At 69.8% G+C, this 16607-nt stretch carries 18 protein-coding genes; 7 read left to right on the top strand and 11 right to left on the bottom strand.

Annotation, left to right across the window (positions count from 1 at the left end; all coding sequences use genetic code 11):
• Nucleotides 1–5: 5 nt before the first annotated feature.
• Nucleotides 6–1349 (bottom strand): trigger factor, encoded by a 1344-nt coding sequence (tig, locus tag KF837_27745; GenBank protein MBX3231147.1) that lies wholly within the window; start codon nt 1347–1349, stop codon nt 6–8.
• Nucleotides 1350–1458: 109 nt separating this feature from the next.
• Between tig and KF837_27740 the strand changes: the two genes are divergently transcribed.
• Nucleotides 1459–1935 carry a hypothetical protein gene (locus KF837_27740; protein ID MBX3231146.1) on the top strand — a complete coding sequence of 159 codons (477 nt, stop codon included), beginning with the start codon at nt 1459–1461 and terminating at the stop codon, nt 1933–1935.
• A gap of 82 nt (nt 1936–2017) precedes the next feature.
• On the opposite strand, the gene KF837_27735 is transcribed toward KF837_27740, so the two are convergent.
• Together KF837_27735 and KF837_27730 are read right to left on the bottom strand one after the other, a co-directional pair.
• A complete protein-coding gene (locus KF837_27735; GenBank protein MBX3231145.1) occupies nt 2018–2203 on the bottom strand; it encodes a transcriptional regulator in 186 nt (61 codons plus the stop codon).
• Nucleotides 2200–2379: a hypothetical protein gene (locus tag KF837_27730; GenBank protein ID MBX3231144.1), complete on the bottom strand. Its 180-nt coding sequence runs from the start codon at nt 2377–2379 to the stop codon at nt 2200–2202. The genes KF837_27735 and KF837_27730 overlap by 4 nt, the downstream gene beginning before the upstream one ends.
• A 500-nt stretch (nt 2380–2879) precedes the next feature.
• Between KF837_27730 and KF837_27725 the strand changes: the two genes are divergently transcribed.
• The 4 genes from KF837_27725 to folD are packed head-to-tail and all read left to right on the top strand — an operon-like array spanning nt 2880 to nt 6222.
• The gene (locus KF837_27725) at nt 2880–3692 is read left to right on the top strand and encodes a ParA family protein (GenBank protein MBX3231143.1); all 813 of its coding nucleotides are present in this window, start codon (nt 2880–2882) and stop codon (nt 3690–3692) included.
• On the top strand, nt 3692–4606 hold the full coding sequence (locus tag KF837_27720) for a ParB/RepB/Spo0J family partition protein (protein ID MBX3231142.1): 915 nt from the start codon (nt 3692–3694) through the stop codon (nt 4604–4606). Before KF837_27725 ends, KF837_27720 begins: the two co-directional genes overlap by 1 nt.
• A gap of 4 nt (nt 4607–4610) precedes the next feature.
• Nucleotides 4611–5318: a hypothetical protein gene (locus tag KF837_27715; GenBank protein MBX3231141.1), complete on the top strand. Its 708-nt coding sequence runs from the start codon at nt 4611–4613 to the stop codon at nt 5316–5318.
• A 22-nt stretch (nt 5319–5340) separates the two neighbouring features.
• Nucleotides 5341–6222 (top strand): bifunctional methylenetetrahydrofolate dehydrogenase/methenyltetrahydrofolate cyclohydrolase FolD, encoded by an 882-nt coding sequence (gene folD / locus KF837_27710; GenBank protein ID MBX3231140.1) that lies wholly within the window; start codon nt 5341–5343, stop codon nt 6220–6222.
• A gap of 10 nt (nt 6223–6232) precedes the next feature.
• Here folD and KF837_27705 read toward each other — a convergent pair whose 3' ends face one another.
• The 7 genes from KF837_27705 to KF837_27675 are packed head-to-tail and all read right to left on the bottom strand — an operon-like array spanning nt 6233 to nt 13243.
• Complete coding sequence (locus KF837_27705) at nt 6233–7027, bottom strand: hypothetical protein (GenBank protein ID MBX3231139.1); 795 nt, start codon at nt 7025–7027, stop codon at nt 6233–6235.
• Nucleotides 7024–7749, bottom strand: a complete 726-nt coding sequence (locus tag KF837_27700; GenBank protein ID MBX3231138.1) for an SDR family oxidoreductase — start codon at nt 7747–7749, stop codon at nt 7024–7026. The genes KF837_27705 and KF837_27700 overlap by 4 nt, the downstream gene beginning before the upstream one ends.
• A gap of 52 nt (nt 7750–7801) precedes the next feature.
• The gene (locus KF837_27695; GenBank protein ID MBX3231137.1) at nt 7802–8638 is read right to left on the bottom strand and encodes a hypothetical protein; all 837 of its coding nucleotides are present in this window, start codon (nt 8636–8638) and stop codon (nt 7802–7804) included.
• A 24-nt stretch (nt 8639–8662) separates the two neighbouring features.
• Entirely contained in the window at nt 8663–9595 is a 933-nt protein-coding gene (locus tag KF837_27690; protein ID MBX3231136.1) for an ABC transporter permease, read from the bottom strand.
• A 17-nt stretch (nt 9596–9612) separates the two neighbouring features.
• Nucleotides 9613–11070, bottom strand: coding sequence for a sugar ABC transporter ATP-binding protein (locus KF837_27685; protein ID MBX3231135.1), 1458 nt, complete (start codon nt 11068–11070; stop codon nt 9613–9615).
• On the bottom strand, nt 11055–12062 hold the full coding sequence (locus KF837_27680) for a substrate-binding domain-containing protein (GenBank protein MBX3231134.1): 1008 nt from the start codon (nt 12060–12062) through the stop codon (nt 11055–11057). Before KF837_27680 ends, KF837_27685 begins: the two co-directional genes overlap by 16 nt.
• A gap of 17 nt (nt 12063–12079) precedes the next feature.
• Nucleotides 12080–13243: a trypsin-like peptidase domain-containing protein gene (locus KF837_27675; GenBank protein ID MBX3231133.1), complete on the bottom strand. Its 1164-nt coding sequence runs from the start codon at nt 13241–13243 to the stop codon at nt 12080–12082.
• Here KF837_27675 and KF837_27670 point away from each other — a divergent pair.
• A complete protein-coding gene (locus KF837_27670; GenBank protein MBX3231132.1) occupies nt 13230–13553 on the top strand; it encodes a YkgJ family cysteine cluster protein in 324 nt (107 codons plus the stop codon). The two genes, KF837_27675 and KF837_27670, sit on opposite strands and share 14 nt — an antisense overlap.
• Here the strand turns inward: KF837_27670 and pruA are convergent.
• Complete coding sequence (gene pruA / locus KF837_27665; protein MBX3231131.1) at nt 13537–15150, bottom strand: L-glutamate gamma-semialdehyde dehydrogenase; 1614 nt, start codon at nt 15148–15150, stop codon at nt 13537–13539. The genes KF837_27670 and pruA overlap by 17 nt on opposite strands.
• A gap of 606 nt (nt 15151–15756) precedes the next feature.
• Here pruA and KF837_27660 point away from each other — a divergent pair.
• Nucleotides 15757–16599, top strand: coding sequence for a hypothetical protein (locus KF837_27660; GenBank protein MBX3231130.1), 843 nt, complete (start codon nt 15757–15759; stop codon nt 16597–16599).
• Nucleotides 16600–16607: the final 8 nt, after the last annotated feature.

Genomic DNA, 16607 nt, shown 5'->3' with positions numbered 1-16607 from the left:
CGCGATCAACCTTCCTTCTTCTCTTCGTCCTTGGAGTCCTTGGACTCGGATGCCGGCGCCGCCGCGGGCGGGTCGCCTTCCGTGATCTTCGACTTCGCCTCGATGAAGTCGAGGATCTTGTCCTCGAGGATCATGCCGATGAGGATGTCACGCTTCGACTTCTCGCGATACTCGGCGCGGAGCTTGGCGACGTTCTTCCCCGTCTCGGCCGCAAGCTCTTGCATGCCCTTCTCGAGGTCCTCGTCCGTGACCTTGAACTCGTTCTTCTTCGCGATCGCGGCCATGAGGAGGCCGGCGCGCACCTTCCGCTCCGCGTCCTTGTGGATCGCGTCGTGGAGGGTCTGCGCCTGCTCCTTCGTGAAGCGCTGCCCCGCGCGGCGCGCCTGCATCACGACCTCCTGCTCCATGATCCGGCACTGCTGCTCGACGAGCGAGGGCGGGACGTCGCAGGGGTTCTGCTCGTTGAGCTTCTGCACGATCTGCTCGGCGACCGCCGTCTCGGCGCGGTCCTTGAACGCCTTCTCGAGCTTGGTGTGCACGTCGGCGCGGAGCGCGATGAGCGTGTCGAAGCCGAGGTCCTTCGCGAACTCGTCGTCGAGGTTCGGCGGGACGCGCTCCTTGATGTCCGACACCGTGATGTCGAAGGAGCCCTTCTTGCCGCGGAAGTCGTCGCGCGGGTGGTCGGCGGCGAAGGTGTGCTCGACCGTGACCTTGTCGCCGGCGCTCTTGCCGTCGAGCGCGCCGTCGATCTCGGGGAGCGCCTGGCCCGCGCCGAGCTCGAGCTGCACGCCCTGGCCGCCGCCGTCCTTCACTTCCTTGCCGTCGACGCCGAGCGTGAAGTCGATCGTGACGACGTCGCCCTTCTTCGCCGGACGCGCGGGCTCCGGCGCCTTGAGCGCGGCGTTGCGCGTGCGGAGCGCCTCGAGCTCCTTGTCGAGCGCCTCGTCCGGCACCTCGACCTTGGGCTTGAAGAGCTCGAAGCCCTCGTACTTCACGTCCTCGATGTCGGGCTGGACCTCGAACGTCGCCTTGTAGCTGAACGCCTTCTTCGGATCGAAGGCCTCCGTCGGCTCGACCGACGGCTGGTTCACCGGCGTCAGGTTCTTGTCCGAGAGCACGCGCGGCAGCGTGTCGTTGACGATCTGGTTCGCGACGTCGTTCGCGACCTGAGCGCCGAAGAGGCGCGAGAGCACGTCACGCGGCGCCTTGCCCGGACGGAACCCTTTCACGTGGGCCTTCTTCCCGAGCGTCAGATAGGCCTTGTCGACTTGCGACTTCACGGCGTCGGCCGGGATCTGGACCGAGAGCTCCATGACGACGGGAGAGATGCGGTTGACAGTGACTTCCATTGTGAGGGCGCCACCATATCTACAGGCGGTGGGGGGTTCAAGGCTTCCCGCCCCGTCATGTTCGTGACGCTCGCCGCTCGGCACGCCGCTCGCATCGACCTCGGCCATCATGTCCGATGTCACCGCCACGACCGCCCCTCCGCCGGCCCACCCTTCGCGCGAGCTCCTCCGCGAGCGCATCGACCACATGACCCTGCGCTCCTTCGGCGAGCGCCGCGTGCTCCGCGCGAGCCGCAAGAACGGCGCGACGTCGGTGTGGGATCCGCTCGAGCGGGCGGTCGTCGACGCCGCGACCGCCCTCTGGGAGAGCGCGGGCTCCGACCTGGTCGAGGACCTCGGCGCCTACTGCGCGTTCCTCGCGCGCGAGCTCGAACGGAACGAGCAGCGGGACCTCCCGCCGGCGGAGGAGACGATGCGGCTTTGCTCCCTCGCGCCGCGCGCGCTCGACGCGCTCGACGTCATCGCGGGCCCGCTCCTGACGGAGAGGGCGGAGGCGAACCCGGTGACGCGCGAGATGGCGCGCGCGTTCGGCCAGATCCGCGCCGAGCTCATGATGGCGACCCCGCACTTCACCAAGGCCGCTTGAAACACGAAAGCCCCGGGCAAGAGGCCCCAGGGCAGTCGTTCAAGCGAAGAAGTCTAAGCGGCCGTGAGGGGCAGAGCCGTCCTCAGTAATCGTCGTCGTCTTCTTGATCCGGGTCGTACTCGTCGACCGTGTCGTCGAAGAGCAGGTCGGAGCCCTCGAAGGTCGTGTCTTGCATCAAATCGTCGAGCGAGAAGCCGTACTTCAAGTCGGGGCGGATGGCCTCGCGCTCGAATTCCTGCATGCTGCGGTAGCTCTTCGGAACAGTCATCGGTCGCCTCCAAGAAAGCTGGTCGTCGTCGTCGTCACCCGCGGCCGCTTCCGGTCCGCGAGAAGGATCACGTTCGGAGTCGTCCCCGCCTGGAGCGGACGCTTGCGAAAGAAGGCCGCGGCGAGGATGCGATCGGTGCTCTCGTCGCTGGACGCGGCGAGGATGTCTTTCATCATGGTCAGGGGCTTCGCCCCCGACACCCCCACTCCACTCATGGTCAGGGGCTTCGCCCCCGACACCCCCACCCCGCGAACACGGCCCCCGAAGACGGGGGTTGCTTCGCAACCGCTGGGGCGGCCGCTTTCGCGGGGGCCCGGCTCGCTTCCCTGCACGGGCCCAGGCCCAACCCCGTGGACATGGGGCCCGAAGGTGGAGGGTGCTTCGCGACCGCTGGGGCGGCCGCTTTCGCGGGGGCCCGGCTCGCTTCCCTGCACGGGCCCAACCCCGTGGACATGGGGCCCGGGGGCGGGGGGTGCTTCGCAACCGCTGGGGCGGCCGCTTTCGCGGGGGCCCGGCTCGCTTCCCTGCATGGCTGACTCCTTGGGCGCAACGCGCTCCGCCCCTTGGCGGCGCCTACGTTTGCCTACATCTGGGTACACCCTACATCGCGGGAGGGGCGCGTCCAAAAAAGCGTTCGCGATTTTCGTGGACGGTCTAAACCTCTCGGCCCTCCGGCATGCGTCAGCGAAGCGACTGCCACGTCATCTGCGTCGTCAACCAGAAGGGCGGCGTCGGGAAGACGACGACCGCGGTGAACCTCGCCGCGAGCGTCGCCGCGGCGGAGCGGCGGACGCTCCTCGTCGACATGGACCCGCAAGGCAACGCGAGCTCCGCGGTCGGCGTGCGACCGGGCACGCAGGAGCGCACGGTCTACGACGTCCTCATCGGACAGTCCGAGCTCGCCGACGTCGTCGTGCAGACCGACGTCCCTACCCTCTTCGTCGCCCCCGCGACGCAGGACCTCGTCGCCGCGGAGATCGAGCTCGTCGACGATCCGAAGCGCGCCACGAAGCTGAAGGACGCGCTCGACCCGGTGCTCGGCGACTACGACTACGTCTTCATCGACTGCCCGCCGTCGCTCGGCCTCCTCACGCTCAACGCGCTCGCGGCGACGAGCTCCGTCCTCGTCCCGCTCCAGTGCGAGTACTTCGCGCTCGAAGGCCTCACCCACCTGATGGCCACGATCGATCGCGTGAAGAACGGCATGAACAAGGACCTCGACGTCCTTGGCGTCGTCCTCACGATGTTCGACCCGCGCAACAACCTCGCGCACCAGGTCGCGGACGAGGTGAAGAAGCACTTCTTCGTGTTCGACGCCGTCATCCCGCGCAACGTCCGCCTCTCCGAGGCCCCCTCCCACGGCAAGCCCGTCCTCCTCTACGACGCCTCGTCGAAGGGCGCGCAGGGCTACCTCGCGCTCGCGAAGGAGCTCCTCTCCCGCCACAAGCGCGGCGCGACCTCCACGCCGAAGAAGAAGGCGGCGCGTTGATGGCGGCGGCGAAGCCCGCACCCACGAAGCCGCGCGCGCTCGGACGCGGCCTCGACGCGCTCCTCCCCTCCGCGCCGCCGCGCAACGCCGAGAAGACGAGCCGCACCGACAACGGCGACCGCACGGTCTTCACCGTCCCGATCGAGAAGCTCGTCCCGCAGAAGGGACAGCCGCGCCAGCACTTCGCGAAGGAGAAGCTCGAGGAGCTCGCCGCGTCGATCAAGGAGCACGGCGTCCTCGAGCCCCTCGTCGTCCGCCGCATCCCGAACCAGGAGAAGTTCGAGATCATCGCCGGCGAGCGGCGGTGGCGCGCGTCGCAGAAAGCGGGCCTCAAGGACGTCCTCGTCGTCGTGAAGGACGTCACGCCGAAGTACGCCTTCGAGCTCGCGATCATCGAGAACGTCCAGCGCGAGGATCTGAACCCCGTCGAGCTCGCCGAGTCGTTCGACCGCCTCGTCAAGGAGCACGGCTACACCCAAGAAGCCCTCGCGACCCGGCTCGGCAAGGACCGCACCACGATCGCGAACTCGCTCCGCCTCCTGAAGCTCCCCCCGAGCGTGCGATCGCGCGTCATCGCCGGCGACCTCACCGAGGGCCACGCGCGCGCGCTCCTCGGCGCGGATCCCGGGAAGATCGAAGATCTCGCGGAAAAGGTCGTCCGCGGACGCCTCAACGTCCGCGCCGCCGAGGCCCTCGTCCGCGGCGCGAAGAAAGGCGGCAAGGCCGGCGGCGGCAAGGCGCCGGGGAAGACCGCCGCGGTCCGCGACCTCGAGCAGCGCATGACGCGCGCGGCCGGCACCAAGGTGGTCCTCGCTCCCAAGAGCGCCGACGGGAGCAAGGGTGAGGTCACCATTCCCTACGAAGACCTCGACCACCTCGATCGCATCCTCGCCCGCGTCTTCAAGCTAAGCTGAACGGGTGCGCCTCGTCGCGGGCTCCCTCGTCACGGTCGTCGCGGCGCTCGCGCTCGCGTGCTCGGTGACGACGGACCTCGACGGCTACAGCGGCGGCGACACGACCGACGCCACCACCTCGACGTCCGCGTCGAGCTCCTCCGGGAGCGCGCCGCCGGGATCGTCGGCGTCGTCCGGCTCCTCGTCCGGAGGAAGCTCCACGTCTTCATCGACCTCATCGACATCGTCGTCATCGTCGTCTTCATCGTCCTCGTCCTCCGGCACCCCCGACCCCGCCGACGCTCCCCTCCTCGACGAGACGTTCGCGAGCGGCTGCAACGACTGGACGCTCACCGGCGCCGGGATCGTCAACGCGCTGCCGGAGACACACTCCGCGGGCGGCGGCTCGTGCATGATCTGCGCGACGACGGGCGGCGACGTCTTCCTCGAGCGCACCGTCGCCGCGCCGCGCGCGGGCAAGGCCGCCGTCGCGATGTTCGCGCGGCGCTGGAGCGAGAGCGGACCGTCCTCCGCGACGGTGGGCGTTCGGTCCGGCGGGAACAACAGCGCCATCTCGCGCAGCGTCGGCGCCGAGTTCACGTCGGTCGCGTTCGCGCAGAACGGCGGCGCGAGCGTCACCGCCGGCGCCGGCGTGACCGCGCGCGTCGGCATGCAGCAAGCCGGCCCGGGCCACTGCCTCGTCGTCGACGACATCGTGCTGACGCTGAAGTGACGAGCGACTAGAGTGCGCGGCGATGGCCGCCACGATCCTCGATGGGAAGAAGCTCGCAGAGTCCGTTCGCGCCGACGTCGCGAAGGGCGTTCAGTCGTTCGTCGCGAAGCACGGGCGCGCGCCCGGCCTCGAGGTCGTGCTCGTCGGCGACGATCCGGCGAGCCAGGTCTACACCCGCAACAAAGAGAAGGCCGCGCTCGAGGTCGGGATCCGCGGCAAGCTCCACACCCTGCCCGGCTCCACCACCGAGAGCGATCTCCTCGCCCTCCTCGATCGCCTGAACGGCGACGACACGGTGGACGGCATCCTGGTCCAGCTCCCGCTGCCGAAGCAGATCAAAGAGCAACGTGTCCTCGACGCCGTGCGCGCGGACAAGGACGTCGACGGCTTCCACCCCACCAACGCGGGCCTCCTCGCGTCGGGGCGCCCTGCGCTCGTGCCGTGCACGCCGCGCGGATCGATGAAGCTCATCGCGCTCGCGGGGACGAAGCTCGAAGGCGCGCGCGCGGTCGTCGTCGGCCGATCGAACATCGTCGGCAAGCCGATGGGACAGCTCCTCCTCCAGGCGAACGCGACGGTGACGATCGCGCACTCGAAGACGAAGGACCTCGCCGCGGTGTGCCGCGAGGCCGACGTGCTCGTCGTCGCGGTCGGCCGCGCCGAGATGGTGAAGGGCGACTGGGTGAAGCCGGGCGCGACCGTGATCGACGTCGGCATGAACCGCGTCGCGCGCCCCGACGATCCGGCGAAGACCAAGCTCGTCGGCGACGTCGCCTACGCCGAGGCGGCCGAGCGCGCCGGCGCGATCACGCCCGTCCCCGGCGGCGTCGGCCCGATGACGATCGCGTGCCTCCTCGAGAACACGCTCCTCGCGGCGAAGCAGCGCCTCGGCGACGAGAGCTGACGAGAGCCGATCAGAGCCGGCCGACGAGGAAGTAGACGCGGACGCCCTCGATGAAGAGCGGGTTCGCGACCGGCTTCGGCGCGTCGTTGTCGAGCGCGACCGTGATCGCGTAGACGGGCGCGTTCGGGTCGACCGCCTTCTCGAGCGGCGGCTTGCCCTCGAGGACCGCGCGCGCCGCGTCGGCCGGCGTCATGCTGATGCCGTTCACGCCCGCGCACGCGAGCATCGCGCTCTGGATCTTGTTCTTCACGTAGAGCACGCGCTCCTGCGTGTTGCTCTTCCCCGTCTCGTCCCCCGCCGGATCGGCCGTGAGCGGCACGTCGCGGCACCACGCGCCGCGGCTCGGCGCAGGGGGCGCCGCGGTCTCCGGGACCGGCTGCTCCGGTCGCGGCGGCGTGAGCTCGTCGCCGATGAAGTAGACGCGCACGCCGTCGACGTAGAGCGGGTTCGCGACCGGGAGCGGCGCGTCGCCGCTCAGGAACACGATGAGCGTGTGCGCGCGATCGTTCGGATCGACGAGGCCCGGCCCGGCGGGGAGCTCGCGGCCCGCGACGACGGCGGACATGATCGGGTCGTACCCGACCCCGACCCAGCCGGCGCCGCAGCCGAGCGCCTCGATCTGGATGTCCTTCTTCACCTTGAGCACGCGCTCGGCCGTGTTCTCCCGGCCGGTGAGATCGCCGCTCGCGTCCGCCGTCGCGCGGACGCGCTCGCACCACGCCGGCTTCGCCTCGGGCGGGCGCGCGGACTTGCACGCTGCGAGCACGGCCGCGGCGAAGAAGAAGGAAGCGAGCCGTCGTCTCACGTCATCTCGTTCATCGGGCGGAGGATCACGTTCACGACGCGGGTGCGATCGCGCGGGAGGACGGCGAGGACGACCGCCTCCGCGACGTCCTCCGCGGTCGAGAAGCCCTTCATGTTCGCGCCGTCGTAGGTGCGGCCGTCGCCGATCGCGAAGTGGGTCTCGACCCCTCCGGGGCAGACGAGGCTCACCTTGATGTTCTTCTGGTAAAACTCGCGATCGAGCGACTGCGCGAGCGCGACCTGCGCGAACTTCGACATGCAGTAGATCCCCTCGCTCGGATACCCCTGGAGGCCGGCGACGCTCGAGAGGTTCACGATGTTGCCGCCGCCCTGCTTCAGCATGTGCGGGATGACCTCCTTCGAGAAGAGCCACGTCGACTTCGCGTTCGTCGCCATGATCCGGTCGTAGTCCTCCTCCGTCCAGTCGAGGAACGGGCGGTATCCACCGATTCCGACGTTATTGACGAGAATATCGATGCGCCCGAATGCGTCGATCGTCCCCTTCACCGCCGCCGCGACGTCGGCGCTCTTCGTCGCGTCGCCGGCGAACATCTTCGCCTTCCCGCCCGCGGACGTGACCTGCTTCTCGAGCGCCTCGAGGTCCTTCGCCGTGCGCGCGGTGCCCACGATCGTCGCGCCCTCCTTCGCGAGCGCGACCGAGCTCGCGAAGCCGATTCCGCGGCTCGCGCCGGTGACGAGAGCGACCTTGTCCTTCAAACGCATCGTGGCCTCCACTTTTCCGAGGCGGCGACCTTATCAGCTTTGACGGACCGGATCAGTGCGGCTCTTCGGCGCCGGGCTTGACCGTCTCGTCGAAGATCCCGGCGAGCTTGTCGCGCTGCTTCTCCTTCAAGATCGGGAGGAGCGCGGCGACGAGCTTCGTCTGGTCCTCGAGCGTGGTCCGCGCCTCCTTCTCGTCGAAGAGGAGCTGGTTCGCGTCGAAGGGGTCCTTCTCGAAGGCGTCGGCGACCTCGCGGAAGTGCGCGCGCTTCAGGTCCGGGCCCGCGTCGGCGCCCTCCGGCGGCAGGAGCGCGTCGACCTTCTTGAGCTGCTCGCCGTCGAGCTCGAGGCCGCGCGTCATCCCGAGCAGGATCTTCCGCTGCGCGCTCGGCGGCCGGCGGCCGCGGAGCATCCGCGTCTCGCGCGCGGCCTGGTCCGCCTTCACCTTCGTCGCGACCTTCACCCGCTGGTCCGGCGTCAGCGCGGCGTGGAGCTGGTTGAAGACGACCGCCGATTTCTCCTCCCGCGCGCGCGCGTTCTTCGCCACGTCGGCGTAGAACGGCTCGAGCTTGGCGTCGTCGATCTCGTTCGCGCGGATCATCGCCGCGAGCTCGAGCCGGTAGGCCTTGAAGATCGCGGCCGCGGTCGTGTCGTCGGTCTCGAGCCCGTCGTCGAGGCGCTCGATCTTCACGCGCGTCGCGGTGTCGATGTCGAGCGACGTCGCGGCGTCGATGAACGCCGACGCCGGGTTCGAGCTCTTCGACCTCCGCGGCGGCCGCCGCTCCGCCGTCGGCGCGCTCGGCGCGGCGTCGGCGGGCGCGGCGTCCTTCGCGCCGCAGGAGTCGCAGCCTTCGAGGAGGAGCAAGAGGACGGCGAGCGAGAGGATGCGCATGGTCGGGTTATCCAGCTCAGCGGCTCAGCGGCGGACGCGGGCGTGGCGCGCGCGATCGATCGCGACCGCGACGACGATGATCACACCGGTCGCGATCTCCTGCACGAAGTTCGGCATCTCGTTGTCGACCGCGCCGGTCTTGATGATCGTCATCAGCATCGCGCCGAGGACCGTGCCGACGATGCTCCCGTCCCCGCCGCCGAGCGACGCGCCGCCGATGACGACGGCGGCGATGACCTCGAGCTCGAGGCCGACCGAGTCGGTCGGATCGCCCAGCGTCAGGGTCGAGAGCTGCATCACCCCGCCGATCCCGGCGAGCACGCTCGAGAGCGCGTAGACGAGGACCTTCACCCGCACCGGATCGATCCCGCACAGGCGCGCGGCGGCCTCGTTCGACCCGACCGCGAAGACGTGGCGCCCGAACCGGGTGTAGCCGAGGAGGAGCGCGATCGCGATCGTGAGGCCGAGCGCGATCCAGAGCCCGGGCGCGGTGACGTCGGCCGAGAGCAGCGCCTCGATCCCCTGCGTCTTGCACTCGATCTTCTGCTCGTTCGCGAGCCCCTTCGCGGTGCCGCGCAAGATCGACATCGCGCCGAGCGTCACGATGAACGGCAGCATCCGGAAGCGGCCGACGAGGACGCCGATCGTGGCGCCGATGAGCGCGCAGACCGCGAGCGCGAGCGGGACCGCGACGAACGGGCTGTACCCGGCGTTGAGGAAGCGCGCGAGCATCACCGTCGTCAGCGCGACGAGCGAGCCGGTCGAGAGGTCGATCCCGCCGGTGACGATGACCATCGTCATCCCGAGCGCGCAGATCGCGACGACCACGGTCTGCCGCGCCATCACGAGCATCGCCGACGACCGCAGGAACAGGTCGGGCGTGAGGGCGGAGAAGATCGCGAACACGACGACGACCGCGACGAGCGGCCCGAGCCACGGCGGCCGCCGCTCCCCCAGCACCGCGCGCCAGCCGCTCACGTCGACGCCTCGAGGAGCAGCTTCGCCTCCGTCCACTCGGCGGCGGGGCGCGCCGGATCGAGCTCGCCGCGACGGAGCACCGCGATCCGGTCGCAGGTCGACACGAGCTCGTCGAGCTGGCTCGAGACGAGGACGATCGCCTTCCCCTTCGCCGCGAGCTCGCGGACGAGCGCGAGCACCTGCGCCTTGCTCGCGACGTCGATCCCGCGCGTCGGCTCGTCGAAGAGGAGGACGTCGTGGTCCTCCCGCAACAAACGTGCAATTTGCACCTTTTGCTGGTTCCCGCCCGAGAGGTCGCCGGTGCGCTGGGCGGGGCCGCTCGCGCGGATCGACAGGGTGTCGATCCACCTCCGGCCCTCCGCGAGCTCCGCCGGCGGCCAGGCGACGAACGGCGAGCGCGGCGAGAGGTTCACGTTGTCGGCGATCGTGCGATCGAGCATCAGGCCCTCGCCGCCGCGGTCCTCGGAGAGGAGCCCGATCCGCGCGCCGGTGTCGACGTCGCCGTCCGCGAGCGGATCGAGCCCGGCGAGGAGGCGGAGGAGCTCCGTGCGGCCGGAGCCGACGAGGCCCGCGATGCCGAAGACCTCGCCGCGGCGCAGGGTGAACGTCGCGCGCTTGGGCTTCTGCTTCCCGGCGAGGTCCTTCGCCTCGAGCAGGACGTCGCCCGGCGCGCTCGCCTCGTGCGCGCGCTCGGCCTCGAGCTCGCGGCCGAGCATCTGCCGCACGATCGTCTCCGGCGGCGTCGTCTTCGGATCGCCCTCTCCTTGCACCTTGCCGTCGCGGAGCACGGTGTAACGATCGGACCGCGTGCGGACGTCGTCGAGGAAGTGCGTGACGAGGAGGATCGCGAGGCCCTGCGCCTTCAGCGCGTCGACGCGGGTGAAGAGGCGCGCCGCGTCGTCGTGGCCGAGGCTCGACGTCGGCTCGTCGAGGACGAGCACCTTCGCCCCGCCGGTCTCCGCGCTCTGCGCGAGCGCGCGCGCGATCTCGACGAGCTGCTGATCGGCGACCGGGAGCACGCCCGCGCGCGCGTCGAGCGGGATGCGCCGGCCGACGCCGGTGACGAGCCCGAGCGCCTTCTCCGCCGCGGCGCGCGCGTCGGCGCGGCGCACGAAGCCCGCCGTCGTCGGCTCGAGCCCCAGCATCACGTTCTCGAGCACGGTGAGGTGCGGGCAGAGCGTGCGCTCCTGCGGGACCATGACGACGCCGGCCGCGCGCGCGGCGAGCGGGCTCCGCGGCGCGTACGGCTGGCCGGCGAGCGTCATCGTCCCTTTGTCGGCGTGCTCGGCGCCGAGGAGGATGCGCATGAGCGTGCTCTTCCCCGCTCCGTTCTCGCCGAGGAGCGCGTGCGTCTCCCCCGCCGCGACGGGCAGCGTCACGCCTTTGAGGACCGAGACCGCGCCGAACGACTTCTCGATCCCGGCGATCTCGAGGACGGTCACTCGTTCAGCCACTTCTTGAGATCCGGCTGCATGATCTCCTTCACCGCGGGATCGTCGAGGTTCGCCTTCTCGACGAGCCGCGCGCCGGTGTCGATGCGTTTGTCGACCGGCTTGCCCTTGAGGTGGTCGACCATCGTCTTCACCGAGAGGTAGCCCATGTTGAAGGGGTTTTGGACGACAAGGCCGTCGATGTCCCCTTCCTTCAGCGCGTTCACGAGCGAGTCGGAGGAGTCGAACCCGATCAGCTTCACCTTCTTGTTCGTGCCCGACTTCTTCAGCGCCTGCAGCATGCCGAAGGTCGTCGACTCGTTCGGCGTGAAGATCCCCTGCACCGCGCCGGCCTGCGCCTTGTGCGCGACGAGCAGGCTCTCGCCCTTCTGGAACGCGCTCTCGCTCGTGGCGCCGCCGTACTGGTTGTCGCTGATGACCTTGATCTCGGGCTTGGCCTTGATCCCGTCGAGGAACCCCTTCTCGCGGTTCTGCGTGCTCGCGGAGCCCTCCTGGTAGCGGAGGACGATGACGTTGCCTTTGTCGCCGAGGTCCTTCGCCATCGCCTCGGCCGCGATCTTCCCCGCCGCCTGGTTGTCGGTCGCGACGAAGCTGATGTGCTCGTCGCCCTGGAGGTCGGAGTCGAAGATCACGGTCGGGATGTTCTTGTCCTTCGCGCGCTTCACCGGCGTCTTGAGCGCGCTGTCGTGCAGCGGCGCGAGGACGAGGCCGGCGACGCCCTGCGCGACGAACGTGTCGACGACGTCGATCTGCGCCTTGGTGTCGTCCTCCTTGAGCGGGCCTTTCCAGACGATGTCGACGTCGGCCTCCTTCGCCGCCTTCACCGCGCCGGCGTGGACGCTCTTCCAGAACTCGTGCGTCGTCCCCTTCGGCACGACCGCGATCTTGAGGCGCTTGCCGCTCGGCGCGCCGCCCTCGCTGCCGGTGTCCGCCTTGGGAGAGTCCTTGCAGGCGATGCCGACCGCGGCGACGAGGACGAGAGCGAAGACCCGCATGATGCCGGAGCGTACCATCACGGCTCGCGGCCCGGCGGGACGACGATCACCTTGAGCGGGAGGTCCGCCTTCGCGTCGCCGCGGACGACGGTGACCTTCACCATGTCGTCGGCCTTGTGCGAGTCGAGGATCGTGTAGAAGTCGTCGTAGGTCGCGATCGGCTTGTCGTCGAGCGCGACGATCACGTCGTTGATGACGAGGCCGCGGCGCGTCTGGGTGACGCCCTTCAGGCCCGCCTTCGCCGCCTCGCTGTTCGGCTGCACCGCGAGGACGATGAGGCCACGGAGACCGAGCCGGCGCTCGAAGCGCTGGGTCGGATCGATCGTGATCGGGAAGCCGAGCTCCTCCGCGCGGCCGTTCTTGATGATCTGCGGGACGATGCGCGAGATGGTCGCGACCGGCACCGCGAAGCCGATCCCCGCCGACGAGCCCGACTGCGAGTAGATCATCGTGTTCATCCCGATGAGCTGGCCGCTCGAGTCGAGGAGCGGGCCGCCGGAGTTGCCGGGGTTGATCGCGGCGTCGGTCTGGATCATGTCGCGGATCGTCACCCCGCCGGCGCCCTTCACCTGGCGCCCGATCGCGCTGACGACGCCGGTCGTGAGGGTGTGATCGAGGCCGAACGGGTTGCCGATCGCGATCGTCTTCTGGCCGACCTCGAGCTGCGTCGCCTTCCCGACCTTCAGCGGGACGAGGAGCCCCGGCGGCGGCTTCACCTCGAGGACGGCGATGTCCTTGCGCGGCTCGACCCCGACGATCTTCGCGTCGAAGGTCTGCTGATCGTGGAACGTCACCGTGAGCGAGCGCGCGCCTTGGACGACGTGGAAGTTCGTCACGATGTGCCCTTGCTCGTCCCAGACGAAGCCGGAGCCCGAGCCGGCGGGGACCTCCTGCGCGACGCCCTCCCACTCGTCGACGACGAGGCGCGTCTGCGTGACGTAGACCGTCGACGGCGCGCACGCCTTGAAGACGCCGATCGTGTTCCGCTCGTCCTCGATCCGCGCGTTCGGCGAGAGCGGCGGCACCGGCGGCGGCGTCGCGCTCGCCTGCCCCGGCGTCGCGGAGCCGTCGGGCTTGGGCTGAGGTTGCGGCTTGCAAGCCAGGAGGAGGATCGCGAAGAGCGCGAGTCGCTTCATGACGGCGCGATAAGCTACTTGGAAAACCACGATGATCGAGTGCATTCGTTGCGGCGCGTGCTGCTTTGGCGAGACCCCGCGCTACGTGCGCGTGACGGGCGACGATCACGCGCGCCTCGACGACGACACGCTCGTCGAGTGGATCGGCAACGAGGCGTACATGCGCATGACGCAGACGCACGGCGTCGGGCACTGCGCCGCGTTGGTCCCCTCCGCCGAGGGCACGTTCCTCTGCTCGGTCTACGATCGACGACCGCAGATCTGCCGCGACCTCGAGCGCGGCTCGCCCCAATGCCAGGGCGAGCGCGTGACGAAGGAGGGCCGCGCGCGGCGCCTCCTCACTCTGCTTGCATGAACGGGTAGCCCACGCTCGTCGGCGGCACGAACGTCTCCTTCACCACGCGCGGCGAGGCCCAGCGCAGCAGGTTGTACGCGCTGCCGGCCTTGTCGTTCGTGCCGGACGCGCGCGCGCCGCCGAACGGCTGCTGCCCCACCACCGCGCCGGTCGGCTTGTCGTTGATGTAGAAGTTCCCCGCCGCCTGGCGGAGCTTCGCGAGCGCCTTCGTGATCGCGTCGCGGTCGCGCGCGAACACCGCGCCGGTGAGGCCGTACGGGCTCGTGCGATCGACGAGGTCGAGCGCGCCGTCGACGTCCTTGTCGTCGTAGAGCGTGACGGCGAGGACGGGGCCGAAGAGCTCCTCCGCGAGGACGGGGTGATCGTTCGGGACCTCCGCGACGGTGGGGCCGCAGAACCAACCCTCGTCTCGCGACCAGCCGTCGCCGACGACGATGTGCTCGCCGAGCTTCTGGCGCCAGAGATCGAGCCGCTTCCACGCGCGCTCGTTGATGACGGCGCCCATGAAGTTCCGGAAGTCCGTGACGTCGCCCATTTTGATCTGTTTCACGTGGTCGACGAGGAGGTCCTTCAGCTTCGGCCACATCGCGCGCGGGACGTACGCGCGCGACGCGGCGGAGCACTTCTGCCCCTGGTACTCGAACGCGCCGCGCACGAGCGCGACCGCGAGCGCCTCGATCTCCGCGCTCGGATGCGCGAACACGAAGTCCTTCCCGCCGGTCTCGCCGACGACGCGCGGGTAGCTCCTGTAGTTTGCGATGTTCTTGCCGACGCCCTGCCACAGCGACTGGAACACGGTCGTCGAGCCGGTGAAGTGGATGCCGGCGAGGTCCTTCGACGCGAGGCAGACGTCGGCGATCTTCTTGCCGTCGCCGTGGACGAGGTTGATGACGCCGGGCGGGAGCCCCGCCGCCTCGAAGAGCCGCATCGTGTGGTACGCGGCGAGGACCTGGTTCTCGGCCGGCTTCCACACGACGACGTTGCCCATCAGCGCGCAGACGGACGGCAGGTTGCCCGCGATCGCGGTGAAGTTGAACGGCGTGACCGCGAGGATGAAGCCCTCGAGCGGGCGGAGCTCGAGCATGTTGAGCATGCCCGGCCCCGAGATCGGCTGCTCGGCGAGGCGCGACGCGAAGGCGACGTTGAAGCGGAGGAAGTCGATGAGCTCGCACGCAGAGTCGATCTCCGCCTGGTACGCGGTCTTGCTCTGCCCGAGCATCGTCGCCGCGTTGATGACCTGACGCCACGGGCCCGCGAGCAGGTCCGCCGCGCGGAGGAACACGCGCGCGCGCTCCTCGAACGACGTCGCCGCCCACGCCGGCGCGGCCGCGAGCGCGGCGTCGATCGCGCGCTGTGCCATCACCGGACCGCCGTCGTGCGCCGTCGCGACGACGAGCGCGTGATCGTGCGGCGCCTTCACCTCGAAGGTCGGGCCTTCGGTGAACGGCTCGCCGCCGATGACGTGCGGCGCGTCGGGGCGCTCGCTCGCCATCGACTTCAGCGCGGCCTTGAGCGCGGCGCGCTCGGGCGTGCCGGGCGCGTAGGAGAGGACGGGCTCGTTCAGCGGCAGCGGCTTCGGCGTCGGCAGGTCCAGCATGGCGGCGGAGGTTAGTCCGACCTCGCCGATCGAGGAAGGGCGGCGCATTCACGTGTATTTTGCACGCGACGGATCGCGCCGATCGTCTGGATCGCGTTTTTCGTGCGAATGCTGAAAGATCCGCGCGAATTCGCGGACAGTCCTGGCCGAATTTTCCGCGCATGCTTGAGTGGTAGGACGCGCTCGCGTCGACGCCGCTGCTCCGCGGCGCGCGCCGAGCCGTCGAGGAGAGATGCATGCGAACGACGCGCGTCGTGCTGGTACTGCTTTGTCGGATCGGAGGCTGACATGCAATCTACATCTATCGGACCGTGTGACCGCGTCGATCCACCGTGTCTCGAACGCGACACGCGCGCTTCTGGCGCTGGCGGAATCTTCCAGCCGTGCTTGAGTGAGAGGAGGCGTCCTGGTTCGCCCGGGTGGCGACGCACGACGGCGACCGCGGTCGCCAAGGCCGCCTTTTGTACCTTTCTCCTTGCTCCGATCGTCGGGCTCGCCGCGTGTGGCAGCGAGGCCGGCGATCCGTCGACGGGCGCGGTAGGCGATCCGGGGGTAGCCCCAAGCACCTCGCCGCCTGCCGCGCCCGCGACGACCCCGAGCTCGGACGTGACGCCCGGCTCCGAGGAGTACGTGGAGCTCGGCCCGCCGCTCGACGTCTCCACCTTCGAGCTGAGCCTGCTCGGGGCCGAAGCGTTCGTGAGCTGCTCGGCCGACGGCGAGCGGATCGCGCACGCCGGCTACGGCGGCGTCGTGGGCATGGCCGCGTACATCGATGCAAACTACAGGAGACGCTTCCGCCGCCCCGGCATCGCGATCACGCAGGCGCAGATCGACGCGTGCACGGCGAAGCTCCGCGACGCGGACTGCTCGGCGGGGCTCGCCGCGTTCGTCGCCTGCGACTTCCGCGGGACGCTCGCCGACGGCGCGGGATGCCGCGACGACCTCCAGTGCGCGAGCGGCCACTGCACGAGCAGCATCTCGCCCATGGGTGGGACCGGCGACTGCGGGGTCTGCAAGCCGCGCGCGCCGCTCGGCGCGACGTGCGGGAACGGGACGTGGTGCGACAGCGGCCTCGTGTGCGACGACGACGAGACCTGCAAGGCGCCCGTCCCGATCGGCGCCTCGTGCGCGAACGCGCCTTGCGACCGCCGCTCCTATTGCGAGAGCGGCACGTGCCAGCCCTTGCGGAGAGAGGGAGAGACGTGCCGGACGAATCGGCCCGACGGGGTCGACTACGGCAACTGCTGGGGCCGGAACCGCTGTCGAGACGGCGTGTGCACGGCGCCGAAGCCGGTGACGCTCTTGAAGCACGGCGAGGCCTGCGGCGACTACGAGGACGACACGTCCTTCCTCGTGTGCAACAGCGGAGCTTGCGACAAGGAGACGAAGCGGTGCGTGCCGTACGAGCCGCGGCGCGAGGTGACGACGCGCGAGCTCGCCTGCAAGTAGCTCCGCCC

It is taken from the genome of Labilithrix sp. (assembly GCA_019637155.1).
Taxonomy (GTDB): Bacteria; Myxococcota_A; Polyangia; order Polyangiales; family Polyangiaceae; genus Labilithrix.
This window is presented reverse-complemented; position numbering and strand designations above follow the sequence as displayed.

What these genes read in the sequence shown, in the direction of transcription:
- tig (MBX3231147.1), bottom strand. Translation starts at nt 1,349, where the DNA reads ATGGAAGTCACTGTCAACCGCATCTCTCCCGTCGTCATGGAGCTCTCG.
- KF837_27740 (MBX3231146.1), top strand. Translation starts at nt 1,459, where the DNA reads ATGTCCGATGTCACCGCCACGACCGCCCCTCCGCCGGCCCACCCTTCG.
- KF837_27735 (MBX3231145.1), bottom strand. Translation starts at nt 2,203, where the DNA reads ATGACTGTTCCGAAGAGCTACCGCAGCATGCAGGAATTCGAGCGCGAG.
- KF837_27730 (MBX3231144.1), bottom strand. Translation starts at nt 2,379, where the DNA reads ATGATGAAAGACATCCTCGCCGCGTCCAGCGACGAGAGCACCGATCGC.
- KF837_27725 (MBX3231143.1), top strand. Translation starts at nt 2,880, where the DNA reads ATGCGTCAGCGAAGCGACTGCCACGTCATCTGCGTCGTCAACCAGAAG.
- KF837_27720 (MBX3231142.1), top strand. Translation starts at nt 3,692, where the DNA reads ATGGCGGCGGCGAAGCCCGCACCCACGAAGCCGCGCGCGCTCGGACGC.
- folD (MBX3231140.1), top strand. Translation starts at nt 5,341, where the DNA reads ATGGCCGCCACGATCCTCGATGGGAAGAAGCTCGCAGAGTCCGTTCGC.
- KF837_27700 (MBX3231138.1), bottom strand. Translation starts at nt 7,749, where the DNA reads ATGCGTTTGAAGGACAAGGTCGCTCTCGTCACCGGCGCGAGCCGCGGA.
- KF837_27695 (MBX3231137.1), bottom strand. Translation starts at nt 8,638, where the DNA reads ATGCGCATCCTCTCGCTCGCCGTCCTCTTGCTCCTCCTCGAAGGCTGC.
- KF837_27680 (MBX3231134.1), bottom strand. Translation starts at nt 12,062, where the DNA reads ATGCGGGTCTTCGCTCTCGTCCTCGTCGCCGCGGTCGGCATCGCCTGC.
- KF837_27670 (MBX3231132.1), top strand. Translation starts at nt 13,230, where the DNA reads ATGATCGAGTGCATTCGTTGCGGCGCGTGCTGCTTTGGCGAGACCCCG.
- KF837_27675 (MBX3231133.1), bottom strand. Translation starts at nt 13,243, where the DNA reads ATGCACTCGATCATCGTGGTTTTCCAAGTAGCTTATCGCGCCGTCATG.
- pruA (MBX3231131.1), bottom strand. Translation starts at nt 15,150, where the DNA reads ATGCTGGACCTGCCGACGCCGAAGCCGCTGCCGCTGAACGAGCCCGTC.